The organism is Pseudomonas sp. NFR16 (assembly GCF_900108875.1).
In the GTDB taxonomy this organism is placed as follows: domain Bacteria; phylum Pseudomonadota; class Gammaproteobacteria; order Pseudomonadales; family Pseudomonadaceae; genus Aquipseudomonas.
In genome coordinates this window covers 215,303-228,933 of record NZ_FNYJ01000001.1, presented here as the reverse complement: position 1 = coordinate 228,933, position 13,631 = coordinate 215,303, and the positions used below count along the sequence as shown (strand labels likewise).

At 58.7% G+C, this 13,631-nt stretch carries 11 protein-coding genes; 8 read left to right on the top strand and 3 right to left on the bottom strand.

Annotation, left to right across the window (positions count from 1 at the left end; genetic code table 11):
• Positions 1-181 precede the first annotated feature (181 nt).
• Together BMZ10_RS01095 and BMZ10_RS01090 are read left to right on the top strand one after the other, a co-directional pair.
• Complete coding sequence (locus tag BMZ10_RS01095) at positions 182-1,102, top strand: SMP-30/gluconolactonase/LRE family protein (protein ID WP_093458222.1); 921 nt, start codon at positions 182-184, stop codon at positions 1,100-1,102.
• Positions 1,103-1,158: 56 nt separating this feature from the next.
• Positions 1,159-2,502, top strand: coding sequence for an MFS transporter (locus BMZ10_RS01090; protein ID WP_093458221.1), 1,344 nt, complete (start codon positions 1,159-1,161; stop codon positions 2,500-2,502).
• On the opposite strand, the gene BMZ10_RS01085 is transcribed toward BMZ10_RS01090, so the two are convergent.
• Complete coding sequence (locus BMZ10_RS01085) at positions 2,489-3,736, bottom strand: MFS transporter (protein ID WP_093458220.1); 1,248 nt, start codon at positions 3,734-3,736, stop codon at positions 2,489-2,491. The two genes, BMZ10_RS01090 and BMZ10_RS01085, sit on opposite strands and share 14 nt — an antisense overlap.
• Before the next feature lie 82 nt (positions 3,737-3,818).
• Complete coding sequence (locus BMZ10_RS01080) at positions 3,819-4,496, bottom strand: RraA family protein (RefSeq protein WP_093458219.1); 678 nt, start codon at positions 4,494-4,496, stop codon at positions 3,819-3,821.
• Positions 4,497-4,721: 225 nt separating this feature from the next.
• On the opposite strand from BMZ10_RS01080, the gene BMZ10_RS01075 reads away from it, so the two are divergent.
• From BMZ10_RS01075 to BMZ10_RS01065, 3 genes are all read left to right on the top strand, one after another.
• Positions 4,722-5,699, top strand: a complete 978-nt coding sequence (locus BMZ10_RS01075; RefSeq protein WP_093458218.1) for a hydroxyacid dehydrogenase — start codon at positions 4,722-4,724, stop codon at positions 5,697-5,699.
• An 84-nt stretch (positions 5,700-5,783) separates the two neighbouring features.
• A complete protein-coding gene (locus BMZ10_RS01070) occupies positions 5,784-7,118 on the top strand; it encodes an MFS transporter (RefSeq protein WP_093458217.1) in 1,335 nt (444 codons plus the stop codon).
• Between the two features lie 386 nt (positions 7,119-7,504).
• Entirely contained in the window at positions 7,505-8,281 is a 777-nt protein-coding gene (locus BMZ10_RS01065) for an amidohydrolase family protein (protein WP_256214281.1), read from the top strand.
• Here BMZ10_RS01065 and BMZ10_RS01060 read toward each other — a convergent pair.
• Positions 8,274-9,014: an IclR family transcriptional regulator gene (locus BMZ10_RS01060; protein ID WP_093458215.1), complete on the bottom strand. Its 741-nt coding sequence runs from the start codon at positions 9,012-9,014 to the stop codon at positions 8,274-8,276. The genes BMZ10_RS01065 and BMZ10_RS01060 overlap by 8 nt on opposite strands.
• Positions 9,015-9,266: 252 nt before the next feature.
• On the opposite strand from BMZ10_RS01060, the gene BMZ10_RS01055 reads away from it, so the two are divergent.
• From BMZ10_RS01055 to BMZ10_RS01045, 3 genes are all read left to right on the top strand, one after another.
• Positions 9,267-10,907 carry a methyl-accepting chemotaxis protein gene (locus BMZ10_RS01055; RefSeq protein WP_093458214.1) on the top strand — a complete coding sequence of 547 codons (1,641 nt, stop codon included), beginning with the start codon at positions 9,267-9,269 and terminating at the stop codon, positions 10,905-10,907.
• A 201-nt stretch (positions 10,908-11,108) separates the two neighbouring features.
• Entirely contained in the window at positions 11,109-11,843 is a 735-nt protein-coding gene (locus tag BMZ10_RS01050) for a gluconate 2-dehydrogenase subunit 3 family protein (protein WP_093458213.1), read from the top strand.
• Between the two features lie 5 nt (positions 11,844-11,848).
• Positions 11,849-13,627 carry a GMC family oxidoreductase gene (locus BMZ10_RS01045; RefSeq protein WP_093458212.1) on the top strand — a complete coding sequence of 593 codons (1,779 nt, stop codon included), beginning with the start codon at positions 11,849-11,851 and terminating at the stop codon, positions 13,625-13,627.
• Positions 13,628-13,631 lie beyond the last annotated feature (4 nt).

Here is a 13,631-nt window from a genome sequence, read left to right as displayed (position 1 = left end):
AATAAGATTCCAAAAACACCTTCATCTGACGAGCCTCTTCGCAGCGGCTTCCCTAACGTGCCAAGCGACGACGTGCTTGCAAAAGCGCTCGCGCACGCTCCAAAAATGCTTTATTTTTGGAATGCAATTCTATTTTAACAATATTCCGCGCCCTCACTGCCGGATCGCTTCAGGAGCACTCATGAGCTTCTTTCCCGCCCCCGCCGCCACCGAAACAACTGTTTTCACTCGCCTGCCTGAGCGCTTTCGCAACCCACGCCGCACGGCATGGGCCGACGCCAATCGCCAGGGGAAATCTATCGATTCATTCCTGGAGGGCCCTTCTTTCGACAGAGAGGGCAATCTCTATGTCACGGACATTCCCTACGGCCGTATTTTCAAAATTTCCCCCACCGGTGAATGGACTTTGGTGAGTGAATACGACGGCTGGCCGAACGGTCTGAAAATTCACCAGGACGGCCGGATTTTCATTACCGACTACAAGCGCGGCATCATGTTGCTTGACCCGCATACAGGGAAGATCGAACCGTTTCTGGAATCGGCGGGCTCAGAAGGCTTCAAGGGGGTGAACGATCTGGTTTTCTCGCCAGCAGGCGACATGTACTTCACGGATCAAGGCCAGACCGGCCTGCAAGACCCCACCGGGCGCGTCTACAAACTGGATGCTGCCGGCAACCTCACTTGCCTGATCAATACCATTCCCAGCCCGAACGGAATCGTCTTCGACCCTAAACTCAACCACCTGCTGATTGCGGTTACACGCGCGCAGCAGATTTGGCGCATTCCGCTGGGCAACGGCTCAATCATCAGCAAGGTCGGCGTGTTCGCGCAGTTACACGGCGGGCTCGGCGGCCCGGACGGCCTGGCGCTCGATGACGAAAGCAATTTGTATATCGCTCATACAGGTTTCGGATCGGTCTGGCGACTCTCAAGGGTCGGCGAACCGATCCAGCGTTATGTCTCTTGCGAGGGCATCAGCAACACCAACCTCGCTTTCGGAGGGCCAGACGGCCGCACACTGTTCATCACCGAATCGGAATCAGGCTCCATCCTGCAGGTTCGCGCACCTGTGAAAGGCCTGCAGATGTATTCACATAGCTGAAGCGGATGTGAGACCACACACAAGTCCTCTACAACAACGATAAAAGAAGTGACGCCATGACTCCGGAAAAAATGACCACCGCCCCGCTCTCCGATGCTGAAGGTGAAAAGCTGCTGCGCCGTGTTCTGTTGCGCATCGTTCCATTCATCTTTGTCTGTTACGTGATCAGCTATCTGGACAGGACCAACGTCGGCTTTGCGGCCATCAGTATGAACAAAGACCTTGGCCTGACCGCCACCATGTTCGGCTGGGCGGCGGGTCTGTTCTTCTTCGGGTACTTCATTTTCGAAATCCCCAGCAACCTGCTGATGCAGCGATTCGGCGCACGCATCTGGATCGCGCGGATCATGATCACCTGGGGCCTGATATCGGTGGGGACGGCGTTCGCCACGGGCCCCGTCAGCTTCAGCATCATGCGTTTCCTGCTGGGGCTTGCCGAGGCAGGCTTTACGCCGGGGGTATACCTGTATTTCACCTACTGGTTTCCCGGCAAATGGCGGGCGAAAGCCACGGCAACGTTCCTGCTGGGCATTCCCACTGCCAATATCTTCGGCTCCCCGCTTTCGGGATGGCTGCTGGACATGCACGGGATTCTGGGCCTGAAAAACTGGCAATTCTTGCTGGTCGCCGAAGCGATCCCTGCTGTACTGCTGGGTATCGCCTGCCTGTTCGTCATGGTGGACACCCCCGCCAAGGCGCGCTGGCTGAGTGAGCGCGAAAAGGCCTGGCTGCAAAACAAATTGAGCAGCGAGCAGGCCTCGATCAGCGCCAGCCATGGCAACACCTTGCGCGGCGCACTGACCAATCCGAAAGTCTTCGTGCTGGCGGCCATCAACTTCTGCTGCATCGTCGGTTCGATCGGCATCGGCATCTGGATGCCACAGATCATCAAAAGTCTTGGCATGGAGAACAGCACTGTCGGGCTGGTTGCGGCCTTACCTTATGTGCTGGGCGCCGTCTCCATGACTGTCTGGGCTCGGCTGGCCAACGGCAGCAAGCACCGTCTGCCGTACGTGGTGGGAGCGCTGGGGTTAGCCGCGCTTTCACTGGTCGCGGCCGCATTGATCGATCAACCGGTATTGAAGATCGCCAGCCTGGCCCTGGCCGTTGCCAGCATTTTGTCGTTCCAGGCGACGTTCTGGGCAATACCGTCGTCGTTCCTGACCGGGCGCGCGGCTGCGGGCGGTCTGGCACTGATCGTCTCGATCGGTAACCTCGGCGGGTTCGTCGGCCCCTTCATGATCGGTCTGATCAAGGATGCCACGCAGTCCTACTCGGGACCGTTCTATGCGGTGGCTTCAATTCTGATGCTAGGCACCTGTCTGATGCTGTGGCTGGGCGATCCAGCCAGGCAGCAGGCGAAGTCCGACTCTGTGTCAAAACCTGCTACTGAGTGCTAGTCGGCGGCGTCGCGCGTGCCCGCCAGTAGAAGTGATCGAACAGCATGTAGCCCAGCAGCAATACCCCGGCGGCCCCCAGTGTCGCCGGGGCTCCCCAGACGACCGACACCAACCCCGCAAACAGACCGCCAATCGCTTCGAATCCGAAACGCATGGAGAGGTAGAACGCGACCACGCGACCTCGCAACTCGGCCGGTGCCTGGCTCTGCAAGAGCATGTTGCTACTGACGTTGCTTGCAGTGATCCCAAACCCCAGAATCGCCAGAGCCGCCATGGCCCAACCCAGCGGCATGTTCAGCGCCAAGCCCGCAAGGCCGCATGCGCAGCACACGGCAGCGACCACGATGAAGCGTGCAAGTCGAGGCAACGAACCGCCCAGCGCCAGACAGAACGAGGCCACGAACGCCCCTGCTCCGGCCGCGCCCCACAACCAGCCAAGGGTGGTGGCATCGCCTTGATAGGACTCACGGGTGATCACAGGCAGTAACACCGCATAGATGGATGACAGCAGATTGACCACGACCACGCCCATCAACAACCGACGCACTTCCAGCGTGTCCCACATGTAGGTGAGGCCCGCACGAAAGATCTGTCCGGTCTTGCCAGCGACCCGGGCAGTGGGCATCCCCTTGACCTTCATCAAGGCAAACAACAACAGGGAAAATGCAAATGCAGTGACCAGGAAACACACTGCTTCGCCGCTGTATGCGATGAGCGCTCCTGCCAGCGGCGGACCCACGAAACGCGCTGCATTGATCAGCATGGCGTTGAGCGCCAGTGCGTTGGGCAAATCCGCCGGATCGGCAACGAAGCTGCCGATCAATGCCTGACGAAGGGGCGTTTCGAACGCATTGAGCACGCCCAGCACGAGCGCCATCGCGATGAGCCAATAGCTATTCATGCAACCCAGCCAGGTCATTACCGATAGAAACAGCGACTGGGCAGCGAGCAAAGCCTGTGCGATCAACAGGAGTCGACGCTTGTCGTGCTTATCGGTCCAGGCGCCAGCGAGCGGACCGATACACAGCTGCGGGGCCAACGACAGAAAGGTCAGCAATCCCAGCAGTGAGGCCGAACCGGTGAGGTGATAAGCCAGCCAGGTCAACGCGACCTGCTGTACCCATTTGCCCAGCGTGGAAACCGCCTGGCCGAAGAAGTAAACCTGAAAATCACGATGAGCCAGTGCCCGGACAGGCGTTGGCCACTTTTTGCGGGAAAGCGTATGGGACGTCATTCAGGCCTCTGTCGCGGGCCTCAAGCCGCCCGCTATGAATAGGAAGCAGGCGGCTCGCACAGCGTCGTGCAGGTGCGCCGAATTATTCCGGCAGCTGACAGCCTTTCTTTTTCAACGTTTCAATGACCCAACTGCGGTCGTTTTCGCCCTTGGCAATCTGATCCATCTGCTTGAGCTCCGCATGGTGTTTGGCGGTGGCACGCTCGTAAACCTCAGCCACGTGATCATAAGGCACGCAGAGCAGACCGTCCTCATCACCGATCACCAGATCGCCCGCCTCGATGACCATACCATCGATAGCGATAGGCACGTTGATTTCACCTGGACCATCCTTGTACGGACCTCGATGGGAAATGCCTGCCGCGAACAATGGGAAATCACCGGCGCCGATACTGCCGGCATCACGAATAGCCCCGTTGATAACGATGCCGGCGACGCCACGCTTGACGGCGTAGGCCACCATCATCTCGCCGATCAGCGCATTGCTCAGATCGCCGCCTGCATCGACCACGATCACGTCGCCAGGCTGGGCGATGTCGATTGCGTAATGCAGCATCAGATTGTCGCCGGGCCGCGCCTTGACGGTTAGCGCAGCTCCCGCCAGCACGCCAGCACGGTGCATGGGACGCAGACGTGCACCACCGGCAGTCATGCGGTGCATGGAATCGCTCACGTTGGCGACGGGCACTTCGCGGTAGCGCGAAATCCAATCCGCGCTGACTTTACGAGCGGCATTCAGGACTCGGAATCCGATAGACATGGCATCTCTCTCTTGAAATTGTGGTGTGCCGACGGGAAGTCCCCGACTGAAATAATAGAATCGCATTTCAGTTTTTCGCATTCAACAGTTTTTATCCTGATTTACCATACCCTTCATCGCTGAAATATTTTCCTTATTGAAATGGCATTTCATTGTGCTAGGGTGGCTCTGAGCACACGACGACCTCGTGGGTCGGTATTCACGATAAAAACAAGGTAGATATCCATGACTCGCAAAATCTTGCTGACAGGCCCTGCTCTGGCGGTCGATGCCATGAACCACGCCGCCAGCCTGGGCATCCAGATCATTCCCACCACGCCCTATATGCCCGCGCAAGACCTGACCGCCATCATTCGTGAGGAGCAGCCGGATGGGATCATCGTTCGCCAAGGGAAGCTGACAGCGGCAATGATTCAGGCTTCAGCCAATCTCAAAGCCGTTGCCAAACATGGCGTGGGGTACGATTCCATCGACATTCAGGCTGCGGCAGAGCGAGGCGTACCGGTCACAATCGCCGTGGGCGCCAACGCACAGTCGGTGGCCGAGCACGCGTTCGCGCTGCTGTTCAGCGTTGCACGCCAGACCGCCTACCAGGACGCGCGACTGCGTGCCGGTCATTGGGACAAATCGATTGCCAATGGTACCGAGCTGTTCGGCAAGACCCTGGGCCTGATCGGCCTGGGCTCGATCGGCGGAATCCTGATGGACCTGGTGGCTCCGCTGCAGATGAAGGTCAAAGTCTACGACCCTTTCCTGAAAGCCCTGCCCGCTCGCGCCCATGTCGAGCGTGAAGACGATTTCGACAGACTGCTCGAGATCAGCGACATCATCAGCCTGCACTGCCCGCTTACCGACCAGAATCGCAACCTGTTCAGCACGGCTCAGTTCAAGCGCATGCGTCCGGGCAGCATCCTGATCAACACCGCTCGCGGCGAGCTGATCGACACACCGGCTCTGGTCGAAGCACTGCGCAGCGGGCAGATCGCAGGTGCGGGCCTGGATACATTCCACCCTGAGCCACCACCCGCGGACAGCGAGCTGTGGACCCTGCCCACCCTGGTGGCGACACCTCACGTCGGCGCCAACACCAGTGAAGCCCGCGACCGTGTCGGCCTGCTGGCCCTGCAACAGGTCATTCGTATCTGGGAAGGCGAAGCCGTGGACCCACGATGCGTCGTAAACCGTCACTTGATGAATGACTGACATCACGATCGAATGGTGCCGCAGCGCGACGGCACAAGTTCGGTCCGAATCGTTTCTCCAAAAAAATAAGCACAGGAGAGCACAATGGCCGTAAAGCCTGCCACCGCCCCCGTCAGCGAACTCGAACGCGCCACCATGCACCGAGTCGCCTGGCGGCTGCTGCCGTTTCTAATCGTCTGCTACCTGATCGCGATCATCGATCGGGGCAACATCGGAATGGCCTCGCTGCAAATGAACCACGACCTGGGCTTGACGCCAGCCATCTTCGGCTTTGCCAGCAGCCTGTTTTTCGTGTCCTATTTTCTGATCGAAGTGCCCAGCAACCTTGCGCTGCAGAAATTCGGCGCAAGAATCTGGATCGCCCGCATCATGATCACCTGGGGCATCATTTCCGCAGGTACCGCTTTCGTTCAGGGTGCCAACTCGCTGTACGTCATGCGCTTTCTACTGGGCGCTGCAGAAGCCGGTTTTTTCCCGGGCGTGCTGTTGTACATGACCTATTGGCTACCGTCGGCCTACCGAGCTCGTATGGTGGCAATCTTCATGGTTGCCATCCCCGGCGCCAACTTCCTGGGTTCGCCCCTGTCGGGCTTTCTCCTGACGCTGGACGGCTGGATGGGAATGCGCGGGTGGCACTGGCTGTTCATTCTGGAAGGAATCCCTGCCGTGTTGCTCGGGATCGCGTGCCTGTTCGTGCTTACCGACCGTCCGGAGCAGGCAAAGTGGCTAAGTGACGAGCAGCGCAACTGGCTGGTCAACCAATTGAATGAAGAAAAGCAACGTAAAACCAACATCGGTCACATGTCGCTGTGGAAACTGCTCAAGCACAAGGACATCTGGGTTCTCGCGCTGATCTACTCCGGGGCGTCCGCCGCAGGCAGCACCATGAGCGTCTGGGCACCTCAGTTGCTCAAAACCTTTGGCCTGTCCAATTTGGAAATCGGTTTCACCAACGCCATTCCTTACGGTATCGCTTCGGTCGCCATGATCATCTGGGGGCGCAGTTCTGACCGTACCAACGAACGTCGCTGGCACACTTCGCTCACGCTCCTGCTGATCGCCGCCGGCCTGCTATTGGCGCTGGTGACCTCCTCGCTGCCAGCCACTGTGCTGTTACTGACCATGGTGCTTATCGGCGCCTACTCGATGAAAGGTCCGTTCTGGGCACTGGTATCGACGTGGCTTTCCAGCACCACGGCTGCGGCGGGTCTGGCAGCCATCGGTGCCCTGGCGAACCTGATTGGTGGGGGCGTGATGGTTAACGTCTATGGCTCGATTCATGACGCTACCGGCAGTTACGCGCTGGCGATGTTGCCGCTGGCTGCCCTGTGCGCTGGCGGGGGTATTGCGGTATTGCTGATGGGACGCAAGCTCAGACGTCAGGCCGTTGAAGAACCCGGCTCGATCAACGCCAACTGAGTTGGAAAAGTCATTGTGCTGCGTCCATGGATCGGACGCAGCAACGCTCTCTTGATTTCGATTGACTCAAAACATATCGCCGATGCACTGAGCAAAGGCGCAAGTGCAATGAAGACTATCTGAATATCAAATACCTCTGCTTAGCGTTGGGGCTCAACGCACCCGGTTGCTCTGATGCTGTGCCTGAGCTTGAGCACCATCATTTTCCTTTCAAAATCCACGACAATAATGAGAAGTCAAGCATGGCCATCACTCGACGCAAGTTCGTTCAAGGTAGCGTTTCACTCGGGGCCTTCATGTCACTTAATGCAATCGCGGGTTTCCGCTATTCCGCCGGCGACAACAGCTCTTCACTAGAACCTCCGCCAGGCAGCGTGGATTGCCACATGCACCTGTACGATGATCGTTATCCGGCAGCATTGGGGGCCACTTTGCTGCCCCCCAATGCTTCGCTGGAAGATTATCGTCATGTGCAGCAACGCCTTCATGTCAGGCGTATGGTCATTGTCACACCGTCTACCTATGGCATCGATAACCGGGTCATGCTCAATGGTTTGCTGGAAGCCAAGGGCGACGCTCGAGGTATTGCGGTGGTCGCCGGCCCGATTTCCGACAAGGAGTTGGAGGAGCTCCACGCTGCGGGCGTTCGCGGCATTCGTTTCAACCTGAGCTACGGCGGCGCCAACCTTGACGAACTTGAAAAACTGGCGGCGCGCGTCAACGAACTGGGCTGGAACGTGCAGGTCGTTGCGCCTGGCACGCAACTGACGGATCTGGAAAGCCGACTGGCGAAGCTGCCATCCCGGCTGGTCATCGACCACATGGGCCATGTGCCTCAGCCAGAAGGCGTTAAGTCGGCTGCGTTCGCTGCTGTGACTCGGCTGCTGGACAACCAGCGAACGTGGGTCAAGCTGTCAGGCCCGTACATTCGATCCAAGGTGGGCGCTCCCAACTACAGCGACGTCGGAGAGGTTGCGCAGGCGCTGGTGAAAATAAACCCGGAAAGAATGCTGTGGGGAAGCGACTGGCCGCACCCCACGGCGACCGAAAACAAGCCCAACGATGCGGACATTCTTGATCTGCTCTACCACTGGGCGCCATCAGAGCACGACCGGACACGTATCCTGCGGGACAATCCGGTGAGCCTGTACGGCTTCAGTTGACGTCTTCCGGGACGGGCGCTTGATGCATGCCTTTTACCTCTCGGATGGACTTGCCGCCTAGGCTGCGAGTCAGATCCTCAGCCACTGCGACAAATATGTCCCGGATGGATTTGGCATAGTCGCTGGTCAGCCGGGCTGCCGGGCCGGATAGCACCAGGGCACCGATGACTTCCTGTAACGGCCCGTAGATCGGCAAGGCCATCGACGCTGCGTGCGGGTCGGTGGCGCCGCTTGAGTAAAGTGGCTCCATCCCGCCTTCCGCACGGCTGAACGGCGTACGCAGCGCCTCAGCGCTCGCCGCTCCATCCATCGGGCGCATATCCCCTTGCTGCAAATGCAAACGCAGACGGTGCGGTGAGTTGACCCGGTACTGACAAAGACGATAAGCGCCGTGACGCACATAAAAAGAGGCAGTCTCGCCCGTTTCGTCGGTCAACTGGTGCAGTCTGGGCAAGACGTGGCGCTCCAGATCCAGCGCCTCCTGATACACCGCGTTCAGTCGCATCACTTCGCTGGCAAGCATGTACCGGCCGTCAGCCATGCGATTGACGAAGCCATACGTCTCAAGCGAGACCATCAACCGCATGATGGTGCTCTTGATCAGCCCGGTACGCTCGACCAGTTCGACAAGACTCAAAGCGGTATCGCCGATCCGGAATGCAGACAGCACGGTGAGCACCCGATCGGCAGATGCCACGCCGTTGACCGCTGGGCGCGGACGCGTTTTGACCATCGTTGACTCTCCTTGGCGACAGACTGAACGTCGAAAGCGAAACGGGTCGACATTATCCGATAGCTGAAAGTGGATAGCTACTGAATGGGAAAACCTCGCCGTCATACGCCAAGCGCTCCTGCTCTGGTCCAAACACATCGCACTGAAACAAGATGGAATTTCGAAACATCGTTTCATTAATGCCTTAAGAGTCTCGCCTCCAAGCCGACATAAGGATGTTTTCCACACTCGTAGCAGGTTCATCCTTCATCTATGGCAGAGGTCTGCACCATGATCCGCAACATTTCTATCGCTGCACGATCCGCGATCAGCTTCACATTGATCGCCTCCATCGTAGTCATCGTCGGCCTATACGGCTTGTTCAAGATGTCCCTTATCGACGACACCAATCGCACTATCCAGCAGACCGGTATCCCGTCGTCGGCAGCACTGGGCGCAATGCGCGAAGCCATATTGGGTCTGCGCGTCAACTCGCTCAAGCTGGCGTTCTATCCCTCCCCGGCCATGCGCGAAGACAGCAACCGGCGCCTGGAAATCCAGCTCAAGAAACTCAGCGAAGCGCAGACCGCTTATGCCGCCAGCCTCGAAAAGCCGGACGAGCGCGCCCTGTTCGAGACCATCAAGCCGATACTGCAAGCGACAGAACCCGGTATCCGGCAATTGATCGACCTGGGCAGACAGGGCCGTGAAAAGGAGATGATTGAACTGCTCAACGGCCCTCTGCGACAGAACTCCGAACAGTCGTTTCCGAAGCTGTACGAATTGACAGCGTTGAACGAACAGAACATGAAAGGGCTGTTCGACCAGTCGACCCAGACCTACAGCACCTCCCGCAATAACGTCGTGATGATCATCGTGCTCGCGGTATTGATCACGATTGCCGTCGCGCTGCTGGTCAGCCGCAGTATCGTGCGGCCGATCGGCAATGCCCTGTCTGCCGCAGAGAAGGTCGCAGCTGGGGATCTGACCCAACCCATCGCCACAGATGGTCGAGACGAAGTAAGCCAGCTCAATGGCACCCTGCTGACCATGCAGGGCAACCTCAAAAACACCTTGCAGGAAATCGCCCGGTCAGCCGAAGTCATTGCCGCTTCGTCCAGCCAATTGCGGGCGGTCACTTCGGAGTCCAACCAGAACCTGGCTCAGCAGAACAATGAAATCGAGCAGGCGGCGACGGCTGTCACGCAGATGACTGCCGCCGTGGAAGAAGTGGCACGCAACGCGGTGGCCACCTCGCAGGCTTCCCGGGAATCCCGCTCGGCCAGCGAGCAAGGCAACGCCCGCGTCGGTGAAACCATCGAGGCGATCGAGTCGATGGAGCGCAATGCGGCGCGTGGCGCGGAACGGGTGGAAGGCCTGGCCGAACGCGTCCGTGAAATCGCCAAAGTGCTGGATGTCATTCGCGGCATCGCCGAACAGACCAACCTGCTAGCACTGAACGCCGCGATCGAAGCGGCGCGGGCCGGTGAAGCAGGTCGGGGCTTTGCGGTGGTGGCCGATGAAGTACGCGCTTTGGCAGCCCGTACTCAGCAGTCCACCTTCGAAATCGAATCGATGGTCACCACCATTCAGGAGGGCTCCGATCACGCAGTCTCCGCGATGAAGGAAAGCACCGAACAAGCGACACAGACGCGAACCCTGGCACGTCAGTCCGGCGACGCCCTGCAGGACATCATGACCAGTGTTCTGCAGATCAACGAGCAAAACATGGTGATCGCCAGCGCTTCTGAGGAGCAGGCTCAGGTCGCCCGGGAAGTGGATCGCAACCTGATCAACATTCGCAATCTGTCGATCGTCTCTACCGAACAGGCCAGGCAGACCGCCTCGGCAAGCGAAGAACTGGAGCAACTGGGCCACTCGCTCACCCGCCTGGTAGCCAATTTCAAAATGTAAGCGGGCGTTGAAAATGCATATTATTGAAATGTCATTCTATTATTTGGTTTTTGACTGATATACCATCCTTCGCCCGATGCCGCTGTGGTCGTTTGACGCACGCCTCCACAGCGCCTGCATCCTCCGGAAATACCCACACGTCCAAGATGGTCAGCAGGCCACTACACCAGCACCTTCTGCCGCACGCCTGACGGAGTCACAATGACTGATACACCCAATTCCCGACGCGAATTCCTGCGTCGAAGCGCAATTCTGATTCCCGCCGTCAGCCTCGGCGGGTATTCGGTGACGCAGACAGTGGCGCCGGCGCCGGTACAGGCCGCTGTTGCGCAAGACCAACCGGCTCATGCACCGAATACCTACGAACCAAGCTACTTCACGGCGGCCGAGTGGCAATTCGTCAATGCAGCGTGCGCGGTCATCATTCCCGAGGACGAAGAGGGTCCTGGTGCGGTATCTGCGGGCGTTCCCGAGTTTCTCGACCGCCAGATGGAGACCCCTTACGCCTATGGCCGACTCTGGTACATGCAGGGCCCTTTCATCACCAACCAACCTGTGGAGATGGGCTTTCAGTTCAAGCTGGTGCCGCGTGAAATCTATCGCCTGGGCATCGCGGAGGTCGACGCCGTCTGCCAGAGCGCCCATGGCAAGCGTTTCTCCGAGCTACCGGAACAGATCAGGATCGCGACACTGACGGCGCTGGAAAAAGGCCAACTCAAACTCAATAACGTGCCGGGCGAAAGTTTCTTCGCGCTGCTGTTGAAAAACGTCAAGGAAGGCTATTTCGCCGACCCCAAATACGGCGGCAACCAACACATGGCAGCGTGGAAAATGATCGGCTTCCCCGGTGCGCGCGCAGATTTCATGGATTGGGTAGATCGTCCGAACGAGCGGTATCCGCTCGGCCCTGTGTCCATCAACGGACTCAGGGGGTAACGCTGATGACTGTCAAGAAACCGGAAATCGATGCCGTTGTCGTGGGTCTGGGCTGGGTGGGATCGATTCTCGCCGCCGAATTGACCGAGGCCGGGCTGAACGTGGTCGCCCTGGAGCGTGGACCTGATCAAGACACTCCCGACGACGCGAGCTACCCGAAAGTCATCGACGAACTCGCCTACACGGTGCGCGGCAAGCTGTACCAGGACTTGTCCAAGGAAACCGTCACCATTCGGCACACACCCTCCGACGTCGCGGTCCCGTACCGCCAGCAAGGCACCTTCCTGCTGGGCAACGGCGTCGGTGGCGCGGGCTTCCATTGGAACGGCCTGACCTGGCGCCCGCTGCCCAGTGACCTGAAGCTGCGCAGCCATTACACCGAGCGCTACGGCAAAAACATGATTCCTGACAACATGACCATTCAGGATCATGGAGTGAGCTACGAAGAGCTCGAACCCTTCTTCACCCGCTTCGAAAACGTCGCCGGCGTTTCCGGCAAAGCGGGCAATATCAAGGGTCAGCTCATTGACGGCGGAAACAAGTTCGAAGGCCCGCGCAGTCAGGAATTCCCGCTGCCACCGCTCAAGCCGGTGTATGGCGACTCGCTGTTCGAAAACGCCGCGAAGAGCCTGGGTTACTCCCCATTCAAAATCCCCGCCGGCAACGCATCGGCTCCGTACACCAACCCTTATGGCGTGCGACTAGGGCCGTGCAACTTCTGTGGTTTCTGTGAAAACTACGGTTGCTACATGTATTCCAAGGCTTCGCCGCAGACCACCATTCTTCCCGTTCTGCGCCGCCGCAAGAATTTCGAATTGCGCGCGCTTTGCCACGTCACCAAGGTCAATCTGGACTCCACCGGCAAGCAAGCGACGGGCGTCACTTATATCGATGCGCAAGGTAACGAAACCGAGCAACCGGCCCGGTTGGTCATACTCAGCGCCTTCCAGTTACACAACGTGCGTCTGCTGCTGCTTTCCGGGATCGGCAAGCCCTACAACCCGCAGACCGGCGAAGGTGTCGTCGGCAAGAACTACGCCTATCAGATGCTCGGCTCGGTCAACGTGGTCATGCCTAAGGGCACCTACCTGAACCCCTTCATCGGCACTGGCGCGGGCGGTTCGGCCATCGACAACTACAACGGTGACAATTTCGACCACACCGGCCTTGGTTTCATCGGCGGCGCCAACATCGGTCACCACCGTACCGGCGGACGGCCTATCGGGCAGACCAGCGTCGCCAAGGGCGCGCCGAACTGGGGCAAAGGCTGGAAAGCCGCAGTGGCCGACAACTATCAGCGCAGCCTGAACATCTACACCCAGGGTTCGGTGATGGCCTACCGGGACACGTATCTGGATCTCGACCCGACGTATCGCGACGCGTTCGGTCAGCCACTGTTGCGCGTCACCTTCAACTGGCATGACAACGACATCAAGATGTCCCAGTACGTGACAGGCAAAGCGGCGGAAATCGCCAAGGCCATGAATCCTGAGTCCTATCAGGTCAATGCCAAGAAGATTGGCACGCTGTACGACACCCGCTTCTACCAGAGTACGCACACCACCGGCGGCGCCATCATGGGCACCAGCCCGTCCAGCAGCGTGGTCAACCGCTACCTGCAATCCTGGGATGTGCCCAACCTGTTCGTGATCGGAGCATCTGCCTTTCCGCAAAACATCGGTTACAACCCGACGGGACTCGTCGGTGCCCTCGCCTACTGGTCGGCCAATGCCATCAGGCAGCACTACCTGAAGAACCCCGGCAAGCCGTTGGTGGAGGCCTGAGATG

Coding starts and splice junctions, on each gene's coding strand:
- BMZ10_RS01070 (WP_093458217.1), top strand. CDS start 5,784: ATGGCCGTAAAGCCTGCCACCGCCCCCGTCAGCGAACTCGAACGCGCC.
- BMZ10_RS01095 (WP_093458222.1), top strand. CDS start 182: ATGAGCTTCTTTCCCGCCCCCGCCGCCACCGAAACAACTGTTTTCACT.
- BMZ10_RS01060 (WP_093458215.1), bottom strand. CDS start 9,014: ATGGTCAAAACGCGTCCGCGCCCAGCGGTCAACGGCGTGGCATCTGCC.
- BMZ10_RS01065 (WP_256214281.1), top strand. CDS start 7,505: ATGCACCTGTACGATGATCGTTATCCGGCAGCATTGGGGGCCACTTTG.
- BMZ10_RS01055 (WP_093458214.1), top strand. CDS start 9,267: ATGGCAGAGGTCTGCACCATGATCCGCAACATTTCTATCGCTGCACGA.
- BMZ10_RS01090 (WP_093458221.1), top strand. CDS start 1,159: ATGACTCCGGAAAAAATGACCACCGCCCCGCTCTCCGATGCTGAAGGT.
- BMZ10_RS01075 (WP_093458218.1), top strand. CDS start 4,722: ATGACTCGCAAAATCTTGCTGACAGGCCCTGCTCTGGCGGTCGATGCC.
- BMZ10_RS01080 (WP_093458219.1), bottom strand. CDS start 4,496: ATGTCTATCGGATTCCGAGTCCTGAATGCCGCTCGTAAAGTCAGCGCG.
- BMZ10_RS01050 (WP_093458213.1), top strand. CDS start 11,109: ATGACTGATACACCCAATTCCCGACGCGAATTCCTGCGTCGAAGCGCA.
- BMZ10_RS01085 (WP_093458220.1), bottom strand. CDS start 3,736: ATGACGTCCCATACGCTTTCCCGCAAAAAGTGGCCAACGCCTGTCCGG.
- BMZ10_RS01045 (WP_093458212.1), top strand. CDS start 11,849: ATGACTGTCAAGAAACCGGAAATCGATGCCGTTGTCGTGGGTCTGGGC.